A 19,428-nucleotide genomic window follows, 5' to 3' on the forward strand; every position below is an offset into this window, starting at 1 on the left:
ACGGCGTGCGGTTTTTTCTTTAGCTCTGATGCAAAGTGTCGTCATCAAGAAAAAGGAGAGTGCTGTGTCGCGTAGACGCGTCGTAGTCACCGGTATGGGTATGTTGTCGCCACTGGGTACGGATGTGCCGAGCAGTTGGGAGGGCATTCTGGCTGGCCGCAGTGGTATTGGTCTGATCGAACACACGGACCTTTCTGCCTATTCCACCCGTTTTGGCGGCTCGGTAAAGGGCTTCAATGTCGAGGAATATCTCTCGGTCAAAGAATCCCGCAAGCTCGACCTGTTCATTCAATACGGCCTGGCAGCCGGTTTTCAGGCAGTGCGTAACGCCGGCCTGGAAGTCACCGACGCCAACCGTGAGCGCATCGGCGTGGCCATGGGTTCGGGTATTGGCGGTTTGACCAATATCGAAGAAACCAGCCGCACGCTGCACGATTCCGGCCCCCGTCGAATTTCACCGTTCTTCGTACCGGGCTCGATCATCAATATGATTTCCGGTTTCCTGTCCATCCACCTGGGTGCACAGGGGCCTAACTACGCCATTGCCACGGCGTGCACTACTGGCACGCACTGCATCGGCATGGCGGCGCGTAACATCGCCTATGACGAAGCCGACGTGATGATCGCCGGCGGCGCCGAAATGGCGGCCTGCGGTCTCGGCATGGGCGGCTTTGGTGCCTCCCGTGCGCTGTCGACCCGCAACGACGAGCCGACTCGCGCCAGCCGTCCGTGGGACAAAGGCCGTGACGGTTTCGTACTGTCCGACGGTGCCGGTGCGCTGGTACTGGAAGAGCTGGAACACGCCAAGGCGCGTGGCGCCACCATCTACGCTGAGCTGATTGGCTTTGGCATGAGCGGCGACGCGTACCACATGACTTCGCCACCGTCCGACGGTGCCGGGGCCGCGCGCTGCATTACCAATGCCCTGCGTGATGCCAAGGTGAATCCGGCCCAGGTGCAGTACATCAACGCCCATGGCACCTCGACCCCGACCGGCGACCTGGCGGAAGCCGAAGCCATCAAGTCGGTGTTCGGTGAGCATGCCTACAAGCTGGCGGTCAGTTCCACCAAGTCCATGACCGGCCACCTGTTGGGTGCGGCGGGCGCGGTCGAGGCGATCTTCAGCGTCATGGCCATCAAGGATCAGGTCGCCCCGCCGACCATCAACCTCGATGAGCCGGACGAAGGCTGCGACCTGAACTTTGTGCCTCACGAAGCGCAGTCGATGCCGATCGACGTGGCAATCTCCAACTCGTTCGGCTTTGGTGGCACCAACGGTTCCCTGGTGTTCCGCCGGTTCGCCGAGTGATGCACAGCTGGGTCGACGGTCAGCCAGAGGGCACGGTGCCCCTGAAAGATCGCGGCCTGGCGTATGGCGATGGGGTGTTTGAGACCATCGCCGTCAAGGCCGGGCAGCCCGTGCTGCTCGACCGCCACCTGCAGCGCCTCGATGAGGGCTGCAGGCGCCTGGCCTTGGCTGCGGACCCGCAATTGATCCGCAGCGAAGTGCTGGCCTATGCCGCCGCCCTCGGCGACGGTGTCCTCAAATTGATCCTCACCCGTGGCGACAGCCTGCGCGGTTATGGCATCAACCCCGGCGCGCCGGTGCGCCGTATCTTGCAGGGCAGTGCGCCCGCTACCTATCCCCCCGCCCATGGAGCCGACGGCATCCGCCTGTTTCCGTGTGCCACCCGTTTGGCCGAGCAGCCGTTGCTGGCCGGCCTCAAGCACCTCAACCGCCTGGAGCAGGTGATCGCCCGCGCCGAATGGCAAGACGCCGAGCATGCCGAAGGCTTGATGCTGGATATGTCTGGACGGGTCATCGAAGGCGTATTCAGCAACTTGTTCCTGGTGCGCAATGGCTTGTTACTAACCGCCGATCTGAATCGTTGCGGCGTTGCGGGCGTGATGCGCGCCGAGATTCTGGCCCAGGCACAATCCCTGGGCGTCCCGGTGGCCGTGGCCGACATCAGCCTCGAGCAGTTGCAGCAGGCTGACGAAGTATTTGTGTGCAACAGCGTTTATGGCATTTGGCCGGTGCGTGGCTGTGCTGCGATGAGCTGGCCGGTTGGGCCGCTCACCCGTAAACTGCAGGCCATTGTTCGCGCGCTATTGGATATTTGAGTTGATACGAAAACTGCTTGTACTGCTGCTGATCGGCCTGTTCTCGGCGGCTTTGCTGTTGGGCTATGGCGCCTGGAAATACGACGCTGCCCTGAAGCAGCCGTTGAAGCTGACCGAAGAGCAACTGCTCGACGTGCCGGCCGGGGCGACCCCGACGGGCACCTTCAACCGCCTGGAAGCCGATGGCGTGCTCGACGGTGCCTTTTGGCTGCGCCTGTACTGGCGCTTCAACCTCGACGGCCAACCCCTGCACAGCGGCGAATACCGCATGACCCCGGGCATGACCGCCCAGGGCCTGATCGGCGTGTGGCAGCGTGGCGAGGTGGTGCAATACAGCCTCACGCTGGTCGAAGGCTGGAATTTCCGCCAGGTGCGCTCGGCCCTGGCCAAGCACGAAAAGATCGTGCAGACCCTTTCCGGTCTTACCGACAGCGAAGTGATGGACAAGCTCGGCCACCCGGGTGTGTTCCCTGAAGGTCGGTTCTTCCCGGATACCTACCGTTTCGTGCGCGGCATGACCGACGTCGAGTTCCTGAAAAAAGCCTACAACCGCCTGGATGACGTGCTCGCCCAGGAGTGGAGCAAACGCGCCGCCGATGCGCCGTACACCGACCCTTACCAGGCGCTGATCATGGCCTCCCTGGTGGAGAAAGAGACCGGCGTGCCCGAGGAACGCGGGCAAATCGCCGGGGTATTCGTGCGCCGCCTCAAGATCGGCATGTTGTTGCAGACCGACCCTACCGTGATCTACGGCCTGGGCGAGCGCTACAACGGCAAGTTGACCCGCGCCCACCTCAAGGAAGCCAACCCCTACAACACCTACATGATTGCCGGGCTGCCGCCGACGCCCATCGCCATGGTTGGGCGCGAGGCAATCCATGCAGCACTCAACCCGGTGCCGGGCAGCAGCCTGTATTTTGTTGCGCGTGGCGATGGCAGCCATATTTTCTCCGATGACCTGGATGCGCATAATGCCGCCGTGCGTGAGTTTCAGCTCAAGCGCCGCGCCGATTACCGTTCCAGCCCGGCGCCGGTGGTAAAGCCTGCCGAAGGCGCAACCTCGCCGGCTACTGATGCACCCGCCGAGCCTGCGCCAGACACCTCCGCACCGCAAAGCCCGCAATGACTCTGACTAAGGACTGCCTGTGACTGGCTTGTTTATTACCCTGGAAGGCCCTGAAGGCGCCGGCAAAAGCACCAACCGCGATTACCTGGCCGAGCGTTTGCGCGCCGAAGGTATTGAAGTGGTGCTGACCCGTGAACCCGGCGGCACGCCGCTGGCCGAGCGCATTCGTGAGGTGCTGCTGGCCCCAGGCGAAGAACAGATGAATGCGGACACCGAGCTGCTGCTGGTGTTTGCCGCCCGCGCCCAGCACTTGGCCGAGGTGATCCGCCCAGCCCTGGCGCGCGGCGCCGTGGTGATTTGCGACCGGTTTACCGATTCCACCTACGCCTACCAGGGCGGCGGCCGGGGTTTGTCCCTGGAGCGCATCGCCAGCCTGGAAACCTTCGTGCAGGGCGAGTTGCGCCCGGACCTGACCCTGCTGTTCGACTTGCCGGTGGAAGTGGGCATGGCCCGCGCCAGCGCGCGTGGCCGCCTTGACCGTTTCGAGCTGGAAGGTCGGGCATTCTTCGATGCGGTGCGCAGCGCATTCCTCAAGCGCGCCAGGGCCGAACCCGCGCGCTACTCCCTGCTGGACGCCGCCCAGCCGTTGGCCCAGGTGCAGCAGGCCATCGACGCCCTGTTGCCGACCCTGTTGGAGCGCGCCCGTGGCTGAAGCCTACCCGTGGCAGGACAGCCTCTGGCAGCAATTGGCCGGCCGTGCCCAGCACGCCCATGCCTACCTGTTGCACGGCCCGGTGGGGATCGGTAAACGTGACTTGGCCGAGCGGCTCATGGCCAGCCTGCTGTGCCAGCGCCCGGTCAATCTGGAAGCCTGCGGCGCATGCAAATCCTGCATGCTGCTCAAGGCCGGCAGCCATCCGGATAACTACGTGCTTGAGCCGGAGGAGGCCGACAAGGCGATCAAGGTCGACCAAGTGCGCGACCTCGTCAGCTTCGTCGTGCAAACCGCACAGATGGGCGGGCGCAAGGTGGTGCTGATCGAGCCGGTGGAGGCGATGAACATCAACGCCGCCAACGCCTTGCTCAAGAGCCTGGAAGAGCCGTCCGGCGATACCGTGCTGCTGCTGGTCAGCCACCAGTCAAGCCGCTTGCTGCCGACCATCCGCAGCCGTTGCGTGCAGCAGGCGTGCCCTTTGCCGAGCGAGGCCATGAGCCTGCAATGGCTGGCGCAGGCGCTGCCGGACTGCTCGGCAGACGAACGCGTGGAGCTGCTGACCCTGGCCGCCGGCTCGCCGCTGGCCGCCGTAAAGCTGCAGGCCCAAGGTGTACGCGAGCAGCGTGCGCTGGTGGTGGAGGGCGTGAAGAAGCTGATCAAGCAGGAGGTCTCCGCCACGCAGCTGGCCGAAACCGCCTGGAAGGACATTCCCTTGCTGCTGCTGTTCGACTGGTTCTGCGACTGGTCGAGCCTGATCCTGCGCTACCAGCTGACCCAGGATGAAAACGGCCTGGGCCTGCCGGACATGCGCAAGGTGGTGCAATACCTCGCGCAGAAGAGCGCCCAGGACAAGGTGTTGACGATCCAGGACTGGATCCTCGCCCAACGCCAGAAGGTCCTCGGCAAGGCCAACCTGAACCGCGTGCTGTTGCTCGAAGCGCTGCTGGTGCAGTGGGTTGGCCTGCTCGGCCGACGATAATTTCAGCGGCCTGCGGGTGTATCGTGGGCCAGACCCTTTTCCGTGAACAAAGTTGTAACTTCCTATGCTCGTAGACTCCCATTGCCACCTGGATCGCCTCGACCTTGCCCAGCACGGCGGCTCCCTTGACGCCGCCCTCGACGCCGCGCGCCAGCGCGGGGTAGGGCACTTCCTGTGCATCGGCGTCAGCGCTGAAAACGCCGCCGACGTCAAAGCCCTGGCTGATCGCTACGCCGATGTGGACTGTTCGGTGGGTATCCACCCGCTGGACCTCAAGCCCGGCGAAGCCCCGGCCCTCGACTGGCTGCTGGGCGAACTCAACCACCCGCGTGTGGTGGCCATCGGCGAAACCGGCCTGGATTACCACTACGAGCCCGAAGCCGCCGAGTTGCAGCAGGCCTCTTTCCGCCTGCACCTGCAAGCCGCCCAGCAAACCGGCAAGCCAGTGATCGTGCACACCCGCGGCGCCCGCGCCGACACGCTCACCTTGCTGCGCGAAGCCGCGCTGCCCCAGGCCGGCGTGCTGCATTGCTTCACCGAAGACTGGGACATGGCCAAGGCGGCCCTGGACCTGGGTTTCTATATTTCCCTGTCGGGCATCGTCACCTTCCGCAATGCCGACGCCCTGCGTGACGTGGCGCGCCAAGTACCGGCCGATCGCCTGTTGGTGGAAACCGACTCGCCCTACCTGGCGCCCATCCCCCATCGCGGCAAGCCGAACCTGCCGGAGTATGTGCGCGATGTGGCGGATTACCTGGCGATGCTGCGCGGCGAATCCTACGAGCGCTTTGCCGAGCAGACGACGGCGAACTTCAAGCGTCTGTTCCCGCTGGCTCATGTGGCCGGCTGACGCGAGCAAATCGCGGGCAAAAAAAACCCGGGTTCTGGGGGGGGAATCCGGGTTAAGACCATTAGGAGTAAACAAGGGCACACAGTCCGTCGGTACCCAGGTCGACGCGTCACTTGGGGGAGATGCCGCGCCGACAGTTCAAGTATTGATCAGTATCCGATTCAGTCCAGTCGCGACTGGTCGTTTTTTAAACAGATTTGGAATACGCGCGCTTCGCTTGAGTTCTCATTGGGCGGGTGCACAGCTGTAGTTGTTGCGTATTATTTCTGACTGGCAGGCATGAAATCGTTCGCGCGCTGAAAGTAAAGTGCGTAACGGGTTCACATAGGCGTTGCCCAACGACCGTTCAGTCGGGATAATCCCTCGCACTGGGTAAATCGTATCGCCATGTAATCGTGGCCCTGCGCAACCCTCCCTATTCCGACCTTTGCAGACCTCTTCCTCATGCACAAAGAACCCCGTAAGGTCCGTGAGTTTCGCCGCCGTGAGCAGGAAATTCTCGACACCGCACTGAAGTTGTTCCTCGAACAGGGTGAAGACAGCGTCACCGTCGAGATGATTGCGGATGCCGTGGGTATCGGCAAAGGCACGATCTACAAACACTTCAAGTCCAAGGCCGAGATCTACCTGCGCCTGATGCTCGACTACGAGCGTGACTTGAACGAGCTGCTGCATTCGGCCGATGTCGACAAGGACAAGGAAGCGCTGTCCCGCGCCTACTTCGAGTTCCGCATGCGCGACCCGCAGCGCTACCGCTTGTTCGACCGCCTGGAAGAGAAGGTGGTCAAGGGCCATCAGGTGCCGGAAATGGTCGAGGAGCTGCACAAGATCCGCGCCTCGAACTTCGAACGCCTGACCCTGCTGATCAAAGGCCGCATCAGTGAAGGCAAGCTGGAAGACGTACCGCCGTATTTCCACTACTGCGCCGCCTGGGCCCTGGTGCATGGCGCCGTGGCGTTGTACCACTCGCCGTTCTGGAGCAATGTGCTGGAGGATCAGGAAGGCTTCTTCCAGTTCCTGATGGACATCGGCGTGCGCATGGGCAACAAGCGCAAGCACAGCACCGAGCTGCCGCACGCGCCCGCTGAAACGCCTGCCAGCTGATTATTTAAAGCCAGGCGCAGTACCCCAGGAATATACTCAGGCAAGGATCTTGCTAAAAGCTGAATTTTAAGTCAGCTTTTAGCGCGCCCGAATCATCCTCTGCCGGAGTGATCCATGATCGTTGATCGTCAAGGCAGGCGTTTTCGCAATTTGCGGATCAGCCTGACCTCAGCCTGCAATTACGCGTGTACCTACTGCGTGCCCAACGGCAAGCGGCTGGTGGCTGCCCAGGACGAGCTCTCGGCCGAGGCCATGGCGCGTGGCGTGGAATACCTGATCGAAGCGGCTGGTATCGACCGCCTGCGCATTACCGGCGGTGAGCCGCTGGTCAGCCCGAAGCTCGAAGCGTTCATGGGCGCCGTGGGGCAGATGGGCCTCAGTGATATCAGCCTGACCACCAACGGCCAACTGCTGGCGCGCAAACTCCCGTTGCTGGTGGACGCCGGAATTCGGCGTATCAACGTCTCCCTCGACACCCTGGATGCTGGCGCCTTCCGCACTATCGCCCGTGGCGGCGACCTGGCCACCGTGCTCGACGGCATGGACCAGGCCCGCGCCGCCGGGATCAAGATCAAGGTCAACATGGTGCCGTTGCGCGGCCAGAACCTCGACCAGGTGATGCCGCTGCTCGAATACTGCCTGGAACGTGGCTACGAGTTGCGCTTTATCGAACTGATGCGCATGGGCCACCTGGCCAAGGATTCCAATGCGTTCCTGCAACAGTTCGTCAGCCTGCAACAACTGCTCAGCCTGATTGGCGAACACCACGAATACCTGCAAGCCAATGCCCCGGTGGATGCCACCGCAGTGCGTTATGAAGTGCCTGGCAAAGGCTTCTTTGGCGTGATCGCCAATGAAAGCGTGCCGTTCTGCCGTACCTGCTCGCGGCTGCGCTTGTCGTCTACCGGCTGGCTGCATGGCTGTTTGTCGTCGAGCAATCGACACTATGTTGGCGACCTGCTGGACAAACCGCGTCACCAGGCGTTGCCGGCGTTGCAAGGCTTGCTGATGAAGGCGTTGGGCGATAAGCAGGAAGTCGCCTTCTCCGGCGGTGCCACCATCATGAAAATCATCGGCGGCTAGGATTACACATCAACCAATGTGGGAGGCGCTGCTGAATGGCGCGGATTCTGCATCTCACGCCCATTCGCCGGTTTTCCGTCACCGGCCTCTGGAGGATTAGGATGCGTAGTCTGGTTTTGTTGCTGGCGTCGTTGACGCTGAGTGGTTGCATGACCGTCAGCGATATGGCCGAAGGCACCCGCTATCAGATGAGCGACGCCGGGTTGCTCGACCACAGTGATACCCGCCGTACCGCATCGGTGCGCATACAGCCGGACTCCTTTGTGTTTATCGCCCAGGGCACATTCGTGCCACCGGGCAGCGCCTACCCACGCCCGAACGTGGTGGCCGAAGAAGCCTTCAACGGTTTCGTCGAATATTTCCCCATGGTGCGCCGTGCCCGTCAGCCTGAAGGCCTCGAGCAGGCGATGGCCGAAGCCCGTGCGGCGGGCGCCCACTACCTGTTGTATTGCCGCTTCGCCAAGGCCGATGACCGCATCGGCAACGCCGATGAGTGGGCTGACCAAGAGGCGTTGGACCGGGTTGGCCTGGACAACGGGGTCATCCAGATCATGTTGATCGAGACCAGCACACAGTATTTGATTGATACTGCACGCATTCGCAGTCGTGGCGGTTTACTGACGTTCCACGACAACAAGCCAGAAGACCTGGTCGCCCGTCCGCTGGCGCAGTACGCCCGGAGCCTGCTGGGCATGAGTGATCAGTAACCAAAAGGTAGATCCCCATGACCGATTCCGCCAAGGCCAATGATCTGTTGGCGCAACTGCCCAAGGGCAAGGGGCCGGCGCCGGTGCATTTGTGGAACCCGGATTTCTGCGGCCATATCGACATGCGCATCGCCCGCGACGGCACCTGGTTCTACCAGGGCACGCCGATCGGGCGTAAGCCGATGGTCAAGTTGTTCTCCAACATCATCCGCCGCGATGGCGATGATTACTTCCTGATTACCCCGGTGGAAAAAGTCGGGATCAGCGTCGAAGATGCGCCATTTGTGGCGGTTACCCTGGATGTGCAGGGGCAGGGCGAGAGCCAGCTGCTGCGATTTACCACCAATGTCGACGAAGAGGTCGAGGCCGGCCTCGAACACCCATTTCGTGTGGTGATCGACCCCGTCACCCAGGAGCCGTCACCCTACCTGCGGGTGCGCACCAACCTCGAAGCCCTGGTACACCGCAACGTGTTCTACCAATTGGTGGAGCTGGCGGTGAGCCGCCCGATCAACGGTCAGAACTGGCTGGGCGTATGGAGCGGAGGGGAGTTTTTCCGCATCGGGCTGGAGCCCTGAGGCCGGTTTTTTCATTTCCCTGAAATAATTCGCTTGCTGCAAACGGCTCCTTTCGGTTATCAATTTGTACATGATTAGACATGTCCGATTTGATAAGAAAAAACGCGTCGTCGACGAGCTCATCCGCCGTATTGAGGGTGGGGTAATGGCCGACGGTTTCCTGCTGCCGGGCGAGCATCAACTGGCCGAAGAATTTGCGGTCAGCCGAGGTACCCTGCGCGAAGCCCTCGCCGAGCTCAAGCGCCGCAATTACATCGCCACCCAAAGCGGCGTCGGCTCCATCGTCACCTTTGACGGCATGGCGCTCGACCAGCGCAGCGGCTGGGCCCAGGCGCTGGCCGACACCGGCGCGCGGGTGACCACCGACATCCTGCGCCTGGAAGCGGTGACCCGCCCGGACCTGTTCAGCCGTTTTGGCAGCGACCAATTTATCGCCCTCGACCGCCTGCGCCGCACGCCCGATGGCATCGCTGTGTCCCTTGAGCGTTCGCTGATGCCCGCCGCCGGCGGCCTCGACAGCCTGCCCCGCGTGGGCCTGATCGATAATTCCCTGACCATCACCCTGGCCGCCTACGGCTACGTGGGCGCCGAAGGTGACCAATGGATCGGCGCCGAGCCCCTCAGCGATGAAGACGCCGAGCTGCTTGGCCGCCCGACCGGCACGGTGTTTCTCAAGGCGTCGCGTACCACCTACGACCGGCGCGAGCGTTTCATGGAATACGTTGAAAGCTTGCTCGACCCTCTGCACTTTCGCCTGCACCTGCAGTTTGGATCTTCGAAATGACCCCGAATACCCGCGCCCTCGGGGCTTTCTACGGCCTGGCCCTGGGCGATGCCCTGGGCATGCCCACCCAGTCCCTGAGCCGTGAGCAGGTGCAGCAGCGTTTTGGTGCCATTACCGCACTGGAAGATGCCGACGCCGATCAGCCCATCGCACCCAACATGCCCGCCGGCTCGATTACGGATGACACCGAACAGGCGATCCTGGTCGGCGAGTTGCTGGTCGAAGGCCAAGGCACCATCGAACCCACCGTGCTCGCCCAACGCCTGATCGATTGGGAAGCGGTGATGCGCGCCAAGGGCTCCCAGGATCTGCTCGGCCCGTCCACCAAACGTGCGATCGACATGATCCTCGCCGGCCACACCCCGGAAGAATCGGGACGCTACGGCACCACCAACGGCGCCGCCATGCGCATCACTCCGGTGGGCATCGCTGCCGATGTCAGCGACCCGGCGCGGTTTATCCAGGCGGTGATCCAGGCGTGCCAGGTGACCCATAACACCACGCTGGGCATCTCCAGCGCGGCGGCGGTGGCGGCGGTGGTGTCGGCTGGTATCAATGGTGTGGACCTTGGCGAAGCTTTGAATATCGGTACGCAGATCGCCCAACAGGCCGAAGGCCATGGCCACTGGATTGCCGGTGGGCGCATTTCCACGCGCATCAGTTGGGCGCGCACCCTGAGCGTCGGCAGCGGCGACAAGGCGCTGTTTGCCGACTTGCTGTACGAACTGATCGGGACTTCCGTCGCCTCCCAGGAGTCGGTGGTGGTTTCGTTTGCCCTGGCCCAGCAAGTGGCGGTCGGCGACATGAATGCCTTCGAAGCCCTGTGCCTGGCCGCCAGTCTGGGCGGCGACACCGACACCATCGCGGCGATTCTCGGCGCCATGTTGGGCGCGTGCCTGGGCATGCAGTGCTGGCCGGAAGCGATGATTGAACAGGTCAAACAGGTGAACGGCCTGGATTTGCAGCCGCTGGTCCAGGGGTTGCTCGCAATGCGCTAAGCGCCGCAGGCAAAAAAAGGTGGGAGGGGGCAAGCCCCCTCCCACAATTGATCGTGTCGAGTCATGGAGACCGCGTAAGAGTTTCTATTTGCAGATCTGCCACAACCACAACAATACAGGCACCAGGAGCACCCCCTCATGAGCAGCACGTCTTCCGGCCAAAGCGCCGGGCAATTGGAAACACGCGGCATCGAACCGGTCCCTGAAGGCGAGTGCAACGGCCACCCGCTGCAACTGTTCTGGGTGTGGTTCGCGGCCAATATCAGCATCCTCGGCTTGCCGCTGGGCGCGACCCTGGTGGCGTTTCGCGGCCTGGCGATCTGGCAGGCGATCATCGTGGCGATTCTCGGCGCCGCCGGTTCTTTCGCGGTGGTCGGCATCATCTCGATTGCCGGCCGGCGTGGCCGTGCGCCGAGCCTGACCCTGTCGCGCGCCATCTTCGGCGTGCGCGGCAATATCGGGCCGACCCTGGTGTCGCTGATGTCGCGCCTGGGCTGGGAAACCGTCAACACCACCACGGCGGCGTTTGTGTTGCTGTCGTTGTGCTCGATCCTGTTCGGCTCGCCGGTCGAGGCCAAAAGCGCGCCGGTACTCACGCTGATCTTCATCGCCATTTTCGTACTGTTGACCCTGTCGGTTTCCGGCCTGGGCCATGCCACCTTGCTGGTGATCCAGAAGTGGGCCACCTACGTGTTCGGCGCCTTGAATATCCTGGTCGGCGGTTTCCTCTGCGCCACCATCGACTGGAGTGCGGTGTTCAACGCCACCCCGGCGCCGCTGAGCGCAATGATCATCGGCGTCGGCACCATGGCGGCCGGCACCGGCATTGGTTGGGCCAACGCCGGTGCCGACATGTCGCGCTACCAGCACCGCAGCGTGAAGGCCGTGCGCCTGGTGGCGTCCGCCGCGTTTGGCGCGGGGATTCCGCTGGTGCTGTTGATCACCCTCGGCGGCCTGCTGTCGGTGGGCAATAACGACCTGGCGTCGGCCACCGATCCGATCATCGCGATCCGCGACATGCTGCCGACCTGGATGGCCGTGCCGTACCTGATCACCGCGTTTGGCGGGCTGCTGCTGTCGAATAACCTGTCGGTGTACTCGGCCGGCCTCACCACCTTGACCCTCGGCTTGAAGGTCAAGCGCGTGCACGCAGTGATCGTCGACATCGTGGCGATCTTCGCCGGTTCGATTTACTTCATGCTCATCGCCGACAGTTTCTACGGCCCGTTCATCACCTTCATCTCGTTGCTGGCGGTGCCGATCACCGCGTGGGTCGGGATCTTTGTGGTCGACCTGATCCATCGCCACTACTACAGCCCCCAAGACCTGCTGGACGTGAGCCCAAGCAGCGCCTACTGGTACCGTGGCGGCGTGGAATGGCGTGCCTTCGGCGCCTGGGCCGTGGCGATCGTACTGGGTTTCAGCTTCACCACCATCGGCACCACCGCCGAAAACATCTGGTTCGCCGGGCCGCTGTCCGACTCCTGGCTGGGCCATAACGGCCTGGGCTGGATCGTCACCTTCCTGGTGGCCGGCGGGATTTATGCGGTACTCGGCGGCGCGGCTGACCGTCGCCCGGCTTTGGTAGAGAGCGCTAATGTCTAGATTGCTGCACACCGGCCAGGTCATCGTTGACCTGGTCATGGCCCTGGATACCTTGCCCGCCACCGGCGGCGACGTGCTGGCGAACTCCGCCAGCTTCGAAGCCGGCGGAGGCTTCAACGTGATGGCCGCCGCACGGCGTAATGGCCTGCCAGTGTCCTACCTGGGCCGCCACGGCGAGGGACGTTTCGGCGACCTGGCCCGCGCCGCGATGCAGGCTGAAGGCATCGACATGGCCCTGGGCGCCAGCAGCGGCAAGGACACCGGTTTGTGTGTGTCGCTGACCGAAGCCAGCACTGAGCGAACCTTCATTTCCCACATTGGCGCCGAGGGTGAACTGAGTGCCGAGGACTTGGCCAGCGTGGTGCCGCGGCTGGACGACTATGTGTACGTCAGTGGCTACAGCCTGCTGCTGGAGGGCAAGGCAGAGCCGCTGATCGACTGGCTGCTGGCCTTGCCACGCCAGGTCGTGGTGGTGTTCGACCCTGGCCCGCTGGTCAAGGCGCCGGATTCGGCATTGATGCGCGCGTTGTTGCCACGCATCGACATCTGGACCAGCAACGGCCCGGAGGCCCTGGCGTTCACCCGCGCGGCAGATATTGCATCCGCGTTGCCCGAACTGAACCGTCACTTGCCCGCCGAGACGCTGCTGGTCGTGCGCGACGGGCCGAATGGCTGCTGGGTAGGGCGTGTGGGTGAGATTGAGCATGTGCCCGGCTTCAAGGTGCAGGCCGTGGACAGCAATGGCGCGGGGGATGCCCATGCAGGGGTGTTTATCGCCGGGTTGGCCAAGGGGTTGAAACCTGCGGATGCGGCACGCCGAGCGAATGCGGCGGCGGCGTTGGCGGTGACGCGCTGGGGGCCGGCGACCTCGCCTGGCACCGATGAAGTCGACGCCTTAGTCTCTGAATAAACACCGGACAAAATGTGGGAGGGGGCTTGCTCCCGATAGCGGTGGGTCAGCTAAAGAGTTACTGACTGACCCACTGCCATCGGGGGCAAGCCCCCTCCCACATTTGTTACAGCATTTAGGCTACTGGCTGGTCTCACCTTCCAGCTTGCGGGCCTCATCCACACCCGACGCGGTCAGCTTGATCGGCAGGTTCAACGAATATTCACCGGCGGCGTCGGTGGTCACATGCCCATCCTTGATCAACCCGCGGTCCTGGAGAAACGCCAAGACACTGGCGACCACCTTTTCACCGCGGTAGTTATCCAGCACCTCCTTGCCCAAACCGTGCGGGTGGGCGTGCAGCAGGCGGGTGAGGACTTCTTTTTCAAGGTTTCTATCGACGTTCATGCGTACCTCTTCACTGGGGAATGATCGGGTGTCTGTCTTACTGTCGGTGGATCAAGGAGCAGGCTGTTTGGGTGCGCCAGGGACGTTGGAGTCATCGCCCTTGTTGATATTGGGCTGATTGATCGCTGGGCCCATTTTGCCGTTACCGACGGCAGCGGGCGCCTGGCGCTGGGTATCGTTGCCCTGGGTGCGCGGGTCGGCGCCCGGTTGAATGATCGCGCCGCCATTGGTGTCGAGCCCGGTTCCCATGGATTTCTGCGACTCGGTGGTGGCGTCAGGGGTTGGATCGGTAGGCCCGGTGGTCGAGCTGGCGGCGAAGGCGCTCAGCGACGCAGCAGACAACAGACCGGTGAGGGCGAGAGCAGCAAACTTGGAATTTTTCATGAGGGTGTCTCCATATGATTAATGTCCTTACCCTCTATTGGTCCGCCCGGCTCGCGCGTTCGTGCCTTGATGGCGACGAACGGTCGTGGGTTACCTGTAAGATTTTGTGTGCTGCAATCCGTCACGAAACCCCCTTAGTATGTCGGCTTTGAAATTGCCCAAGGCTCGCCCATGTCCATCGAGATTCGCCCCGCCGTGCCCAGCGATGCTGCGCAGATCCTGACTTTCATCACCGAACTTGCCGAATACGAAAAGGCCCGGCATGAAGTGATCGCCAGCGTGGTGGACATCGAACGCAGCCTGTTCAGCGAGGGCGCCACCGCCCATGGCCTGATCTGCTCGCGCGATGGTCTGCCGATTGGCTTTGCCGTGTTCTTTTTCAGCTATTCCACCTGGCTGGGCAGCAACTGCCTGTACCTCGAAGACCTCTACATCAACCCCGAGCAACGCGGCGGCGGGGCGGGCAAGAAGCTGTTGCGGCACTTGGCCAAGATCGCTTGCGACAACGGTTGCGGGCGCTTCGAGTGGAGCGTGCTGGACTGGAACGAGCCGGCAATTGCCTTCTACAAATCCATCGGCGCCCAGCCACAGGAAGAGTGGGTGCGCTACCGCATGGAAGGCGATGCGCTGCGGGATTTTGCCCAGGGTTAAATCAACAACGAAGTCCAAATGTGGGAGGGGGCAAGCCCCCTCCCACATTTTTTTGATTTTTACTCACTATATGGGATGCAAATTTATATATTGAGATATTTCAAAAGATGGGTTTATAGTCGCCTGCATCAGCACTCACTACCAAAAATAAAACAGGTGAAGCGATGCAGCCCCAACCGTTGTCGTTACCCGCCGTGCCCGAGCCCACCTATGGCGAGCGGCTGAAGCACAAAGTGGTGATCATCACCGGCGCCGCCCAAGGCATTGGCGAGGCGATCGTCGCGTGTTTCCAGGCCCAGCAGGCGCGCCTGGTGATCGCGGATATCCAGGGCGACAAGGTCGAGAAAGTCGCTGCCCAATGGCGCGAACGCGGCGCTGAAATCTACGCGCAACCCGTCGATATCACTTCAAAAGAGCAATGGCAGGCGCTGGTCAACGTGGCAATCGAGCGCTTTGGGCGTGTGGATGTACTGGTCAACTGCGCCGGGGTCAATGTGTTCCGCGACCCTCTGGAAATGACCGACGAAGACTGGCGCCGCTGCTTCGCCATCGACCTCGACGGCGCCTGGTACGGTTGCCGCTCGGTGCTCCCGCACATGATCGAGCAGGGCATCGGCAACATCATCAATATCGCCTCTACCCATTCCAGCCACATCATTCCCGGTTGCTTCCCGTACCCCGTGGCCAAGCACGGCCTGCTCGGCCTCACCCGGGCCCTCGGCATCGAGTACGCGCCCAAGGGCATCCGCGTGAATGCCATCGCGCCGGGCTATATCGAAACCCAGCTCAACGTCGATTACTGGAACGGTTTCCCCGACCCCCACGCCGAGCGCCAGCGCGCGTTCGACCTGCACCCGCCCAAGCGCATCGGCCAGCCGGTCGAGGTGGCGATGACGGCACTGTTTCTGGCGACCGACGAGGCGCCCTTTATCAACGCAACCTGCCTGATGATCGATGGCGGGCGTTCAGTGATGTACCACGACTAACAACAATCAGAGGTGGTTCATGTTCAAGAAAACACTCGGCGCCGTGGCGCTCGCGGTTGCCTTCAGCGGTTTTGTATCGGCCGAAGAAGTGAAGATCGGCTTTCTGGTCAAACAGGCCGAAGAGCCCTGGTTCCAGACCGAATGGGCCTTCGCCGAAAAAGCCGGCAAGGAACATGGTTTTACCGTGATCAAGATCGCCGTGCCCGATGGTGAAAAAACCCTCTCGGCCATCGACAGCCTGGCGGCCAACGGCGCCAAGGGCTTTGTGATCTGCCCGCCGGATGTGTCCCTCGGCCCGGCCATTGTGGCCAAAGCCAAGGTCAATGGCCTGAAGGTAATGGCCGTGGATGATCGCTTCGTGGATGCCAAGGGCAACTTCATGGAGGACGTGCCGTACCTCGGCATGGCCGCCTTCGAAGTAGGCCAGAAGCAAGGTGCCGCCATGGCTGACGAGGCGAAAAAACGCGGCTGGGATTGGAAAGAAACCTACGCCGTGATCAACACCTATAACGAACTCGACACGGGTAAGAAGCGCACTGACGGTTCGATCAAATCCCTCGAAGAGGCGGGTATTCCCAAAGACCACATCTTGACCGCCGCGCTTAAAACGCTCGACGTCCCCGGCAGTATGGACGCCACCAATTCGGCCCTGGTCAAGCTGCCCAGCGGCGCGAAAAACCTGATCATCGGCGGCATGAACGACAACACTGTGCTCGGCGGCGTGCGAGCCACTGAAAGTGCCGGCTTCAAGGCTGCCAACGTGATCGGCATCGGTATCAATGGCACCGATGCCATCGGCGAATTGAAGAAAGCCGACAGTGGCTTCTTCGGCTCGATGCTGCCAAGCCCGCATATCGAGGGCTACAACACGGCGCTGGCGATGTACGAGTGGGTTACCACCGGTAAAGAGCCGGCGAAGTACACCGCAATGGACGAAGTGACCCTCATCACCCGCGCCAACTTCAAGGAAGAGTTGAGCAAAATCGGGCTGTGGAAATGACCGGCGCGGCCTTGCGTTTCAATGGCATCGGCAAGGAATTTCCCGGTGTAAAAGCCCTGGCGCAGATCAGCTTTGAAGCGCGGCCGCGTGAAGTGCACGCGCTGATGGGCGAGAACGGCGCGGGCAAGTCGACGCTGCTGAAGATCCTCGGCGGCGCCTACCTGCCAAGCAGCGGCACGCTGCAGATCGGCGAGCAGACCATGGACTTCAAGTCCGCCGCCGACAGCATTGCCAGCGGCGTGGCGGTGATCCACCAGGAGCTGCACCTGGTGCCGGAAATGACCGTGGCCGAGAACCTGTTTCTCGGGCACTTACCGACGCGTTTTGGCGTGGTCAATCGCGGCCTTTTGCGCAAGCAGGCGCTGGCGTGCCTTAAAGGCCTGGCCGATGAAATCGACCCGGACGAGAAGCTCGGGCGCTTGTCCCTGGGCCAGCGCCAACTGGTGGAAATCGCCAAGGCGCTGTCCCGTGGCGCCCATGTGATTGCCTTCGATGAACCCACCAGCAGTTTGTCGGCGCGGGAAATCGACCGGCTGATGGCGATCATCACGCGCCTGCGCGACGAGGGCAAAGTGGTGCTGTACGTATCCCACCGCATGGAAGAAGTGTTCCGCATCTGCAACGCGGTCACGGTGTTCAAGGACGGCCGTTACGTGCGCACCTTTGACGACATGAGCAGCCTGAGTCACGACCAGTTGGTGACCTGCATGGTCGGCCGCGATATCCAGGATATCTACGACTATCGGCCACGCGAGCAGGGCGAGGTCGCGCTCAAGGTCGACGGTTTGTTGGGCCCGGGCTTGCGTGAGCCGGTCAGCCTGCAGGTGCACAAGGGCGAGATTCTTGGCCTGTTCGGGCTGGTGGGGGCGGGGCGCACGGAGCTGTTCCGCTTGCTCAGTGGTTTGACGCGTGCCAGTGCCGGCAGCCTGCAGCTGTGCGGTGAAAACCTGCAGTTGCGCTCGCCTCGCGATGCCATCGCCGCCGGCGTATTGCTATGCCCGGAAGATCGCAAGAAGGAAGGCATCATTCCACTGTCCAGCGTGGCCGAGAACATCAATATCAGCGCGCGTGGCGCCCACTCCACCTTTGGCTGGCTGCTGCGTGAAGGCTGGGAGGCCAGCAACGCCGACCGGCAGATCAAGGCGATGAAGGTCAAAACGCCGAACGCCGAGCAGAAAATCATGTACCTGTCCGGCGGCAATCAGCAGAAGGCCATTCTTGGCCGCTGGCTGTCGATGCCGATGAAAGTATTGCTGCTGGATGAGCCGACCCGTGGCATCGATATCGGTGCCAAGTCGGAGATCTACCAGATCATCCACAACCTGGCCGCCAGCGGCATTGCGGTGATTGTGGTGTCCAGCGACCTGATGGAAGTGATGGGCATTTCCGACCGCATTCTGGTGATGAGCGAGGGCGCCCTGACGGGCGAACTGACCCGCGACCAAGCCGATGAAGCACGCCTGCTGCAACTGGCACTCCCGCGTTCGCGGGCTTGAAGAATAAGAGGGTTTGGCTATGTCTGAGGTAAAAACTGCAAAGGGCTTCTGGCCGGGTTTCAACCAGCGCAAGTTCCTCGATGACTGGGTGATGCTGCTGGCGGCGTTGAGCATCTTTGTGCTCAGCGCGGTGTTTATCGACAACTTCCTCTCGCCGCTGAACATGCGCGGCCTGGGCCTGGCGATTTCCACCGTGGGCATCGCCGCGTGCACCATGCTGTTCTGCCTGGCGTCAGGGCATTTCGACTTGTCGGTGGGCTCGGTGATTGCCTGCGCGGGTGTGGTGGCGGGGATTGTGATCCGCGACACCGACAGCGTGGTGCTCGGCGTATCCGCCGCCTTGGCCATGGGCCTGGTGGTGGGGCTGATCAACGGCATCGTGATTGCCAAGCTACGCATCAATGCATTGATCGCGACCCTGGCGACCATGCAGATCGTGCGCGGCCTGGCCTACATCTTTTCCAACGGCAAGGCCGTGGGCGTGATGGATGAAGGCTTCTTCGTGTTCGGCAACGGCCAACTGCTGGGCGTGCCGGTGCCGATCATCATCACCGTGTTGTGCTTTGTGTTCTTCGGCTGGCTGCTCAACTACACCACCTATGGGCGCAACACCATGGCCATCGGCGGCAACCAGGAAGCGGCGCTGCTGGCGGGGGTGAACGTCGACCGCACCAAGATCATCATCTTTGCCGTGCACGGGCTGATTGGCGCGCTGGCCGGGGTGATCCTTGCGTCGCGCATGACCTCGGGTCAGCCGATGATTGGGCAGGGGTTTGAGCTGACGGTGATTTCGGCTTGCGTGTTGGGTGGGGTGTCGTTGAGCGGTGGCATCGGCATGATTCGGCATGTGATTGCCGGGGTGCTGATTTTGGCGATCATTGAGAATGCGATGAACCTGAAGAATATCGACACCTTCTACCAATATGTGATCCGCGGTTCGATCCTGTTGCTTGCGGTGATCATCGACCGTATGAAGCAGCGTTAATGCCAGGCCATGTAGAGATCCACATGTGGGAGGGGG

The 19,428-nt window shown here is 62.1% G+C and carries 21 protein-coding genes; 19 read left to right on the forward strand and 2 right to left on the reverse strand.

Annotated elements, in window-relative coordinates; genetic code table 11:
- The first annotated feature begins 64 nt into the window (after positions 1-64).
- The 14 genes from fabF to AC0IYH_RS02810 all read left to right on the forward strand — a co-directional run bounded on the left by fabF (position 65) and on the right by AC0IYH_RS02810 (position 13,503).
- Entirely contained in the window at positions 65-1,309 is a 1,245-nt protein-coding gene (fabF, locus tag AC0IYH_RS02745) for a beta-ketoacyl-ACP synthase II (RefSeq protein ID WP_116625937.1), read from the forward strand.
- Complete coding sequence (pabC, locus tag AC0IYH_RS02750; protein ID WP_471832906.1) at positions 1,309-2,124, forward strand: aminodeoxychorismate lyase; 816 nt, start codon at positions 1,309-1,311, stop codon at positions 2,122-2,124. The genes fabF and pabC overlap by 1 nt, the downstream gene beginning before the upstream one ends.
- 1 nt (position 2,125) lies before the next feature.
- Positions 2,126-3,250 carry an endolytic transglycosylase MltG gene (gene mltG, locus AC0IYH_RS02755; RefSeq protein WP_471832907.1) on the forward strand — a complete coding sequence of 375 codons (1,125 nt, stop codon included), beginning with the start codon at positions 2,126-2,128 and terminating at the stop codon, positions 3,248-3,250.
- 19 nt (positions 3,251-3,269) lie between these two features.
- A complete protein-coding gene (gene tmk / locus AC0IYH_RS02760; RefSeq protein WP_471832908.1) occupies positions 3,270-3,902 on the forward strand; it encodes a dTMP kinase in 633 nt (210 codons plus the stop codon).
- The gene (locus AC0IYH_RS02765) at positions 3,895-4,884 is read left to right on the forward strand and encodes a DNA polymerase III subunit delta' (protein WP_471832909.1); all 990 of its coding nucleotides are present in this window, start codon (positions 3,895-3,897) and stop codon (positions 4,882-4,884) included. Before tmk ends, AC0IYH_RS02765 begins: the two co-directional genes overlap by 8 nt.
- A gap of 64 nt (positions 4,885-4,948) precedes the next feature.
- Positions 4,949-5,734, forward strand: a complete 786-nt coding sequence (locus AC0IYH_RS02770; RefSeq protein WP_116625942.1) for a TatD family hydrolase — start codon at positions 4,949-4,951, stop codon at positions 5,732-5,734.
- A 444-nt stretch (positions 5,735-6,178) separates the two neighbouring features.
- Positions 6,179-6,838: a TetR/AcrR family transcriptional regulator gene (locus tag AC0IYH_RS02775; RefSeq protein WP_116625943.1), complete on the forward strand. Its 660-nt coding sequence runs from the start codon at positions 6,179-6,181 to the stop codon at positions 6,836-6,838.
- A 114-nt stretch (positions 6,839-6,952) separates the two neighbouring features.
- Positions 6,953-7,921 (forward strand): GTP 3',8-cyclase MoaA, encoded by a 969-nt coding sequence (locus AC0IYH_RS02780; RefSeq protein ID WP_471832910.1) that lies wholly within the window; start codon positions 6,953-6,955, stop codon positions 7,919-7,921.
- A gap of 101 nt (positions 7,922-8,022) precedes the next feature.
- The gene (locus tag AC0IYH_RS02785) at positions 8,023-8,628 is read left to right on the forward strand and encodes a DUF4823 domain-containing protein (protein ID WP_116625945.1); all 606 of its coding nucleotides are present in this window, start codon (positions 8,023-8,025) and stop codon (positions 8,626-8,628) included.
- A 17-nt stretch (positions 8,629-8,645) separates the two neighbouring features.
- Positions 8,646-9,206, forward strand: coding sequence for a DUF1285 domain-containing protein (locus AC0IYH_RS02790; RefSeq protein WP_116625946.1), 561 nt, complete (start codon positions 8,646-8,648; stop codon positions 9,204-9,206).
- A 70-nt stretch (positions 9,207-9,276) separates the two neighbouring features.
- The gene (locus tag AC0IYH_RS02795) at positions 9,277-9,990 is read left to right on the forward strand and encodes a GntR family transcriptional regulator (protein WP_116625947.1); all 714 of its coding nucleotides are present in this window, start codon (positions 9,277-9,279) and stop codon (positions 9,988-9,990) included.
- Positions 9,987-10,988 (forward strand): ADP-ribosylglycohydrolase family protein, encoded by a 1,002-nt coding sequence (locus AC0IYH_RS02800; protein WP_116625948.1) that lies wholly within the window; start codon positions 9,987-9,989, stop codon positions 10,986-10,988. The genes AC0IYH_RS02795 and AC0IYH_RS02800 overlap by 4 nt, the downstream gene beginning before the upstream one ends.
- A 138-nt stretch (positions 10,989-11,126) precedes the next feature.
- Positions 11,127-12,593 (forward strand): purine-cytosine permease family protein, encoded by a 1,467-nt coding sequence (locus AC0IYH_RS02805; protein ID WP_471832911.1) that lies wholly within the window; start codon positions 11,127-11,129, stop codon positions 12,591-12,593.
- Entirely contained in the window at positions 12,586-13,503 is a 918-nt protein-coding gene (locus AC0IYH_RS02810; protein WP_471832912.1) for a PfkB family carbohydrate kinase, read from the forward strand. Before AC0IYH_RS02805 ends, AC0IYH_RS02810 begins: the two co-directional genes overlap by 8 nt.
- A gap of 120 nt (positions 13,504-13,623) precedes the next feature.
- Here the strand turns inward: AC0IYH_RS02810 and AC0IYH_RS02815 are convergent, their stop codons facing one another.
- Together AC0IYH_RS02815 and AC0IYH_RS02820 are read right to left on the reverse strand one after the other, a co-directional pair.
- Positions 13,624-13,890 carry a hypothetical protein gene (locus AC0IYH_RS02815; protein ID WP_116625951.1) on the reverse strand — a complete coding sequence of 89 codons (267 nt, stop codon included), beginning with the start codon at positions 13,888-13,890 and terminating at the stop codon, positions 13,624-13,626.
- 51 nt (positions 13,891-13,941) lie between these two features.
- Positions 13,942-14,274 (reverse strand): hypothetical protein, encoded by a 333-nt coding sequence (locus tag AC0IYH_RS02820; RefSeq protein ID WP_015885416.1) that lies wholly within the window; start codon positions 14,272-14,274, stop codon positions 13,942-13,944.
- Between the two features lie 171 nt (positions 14,275-14,445).
- Here AC0IYH_RS02820 and AC0IYH_RS02825 point away from each other — a divergent pair, with 171 nt between their 5' ends.
- From AC0IYH_RS02825 to araH, 5 genes are all read left to right on the forward strand, one after another.
- On the forward strand, positions 14,446-14,925 hold the full coding sequence (locus tag AC0IYH_RS02825) for a GNAT family N-acetyltransferase (protein WP_116625952.1): 480 nt from the start codon (positions 14,446-14,448) through the stop codon (positions 14,923-14,925).
- 164 nt (positions 14,926-15,089) lie between these two features.
- On the forward strand, positions 15,090-15,911 hold the full coding sequence (locus AC0IYH_RS02830) for an SDR family oxidoreductase (RefSeq protein WP_471832913.1): 822 nt from the start codon (positions 15,090-15,092) through the stop codon (positions 15,909-15,911).
- A gap of 19 nt (positions 15,912-15,930) precedes the next feature.
- The gene (locus AC0IYH_RS02835) at positions 15,931-16,911 is read left to right on the forward strand and encodes a substrate-binding domain-containing protein (protein WP_122772444.1); all 981 of its coding nucleotides are present in this window, start codon (positions 15,931-15,933) and stop codon (positions 16,909-16,911) included.
- Complete coding sequence (araG, locus tag AC0IYH_RS02840) at positions 16,908-18,407, forward strand: L-arabinose ABC transporter ATP-binding protein AraG (RefSeq protein WP_471832914.1); 1,500 nt, start codon at positions 16,908-16,910, stop codon at positions 18,405-18,407. The genes AC0IYH_RS02835 and araG overlap by 4 nt, the downstream gene beginning before the upstream one ends.
- A 19-nt stretch (positions 18,408-18,426) precedes the next feature.
- Positions 18,427-19,392: an L-arabinose ABC transporter permease AraH gene (gene araH / locus AC0IYH_RS02845; RefSeq protein ID WP_116625956.1), complete on the forward strand. Its 966-nt coding sequence runs from the start codon at positions 18,427-18,429 to the stop codon at positions 19,390-19,392.
- The last annotated feature ends 36 nt before the right edge of the window (positions 19,393-19,428 follow it).

Source organism: Pseudomonas sp. AC463, from assembly GCF_979253585.1.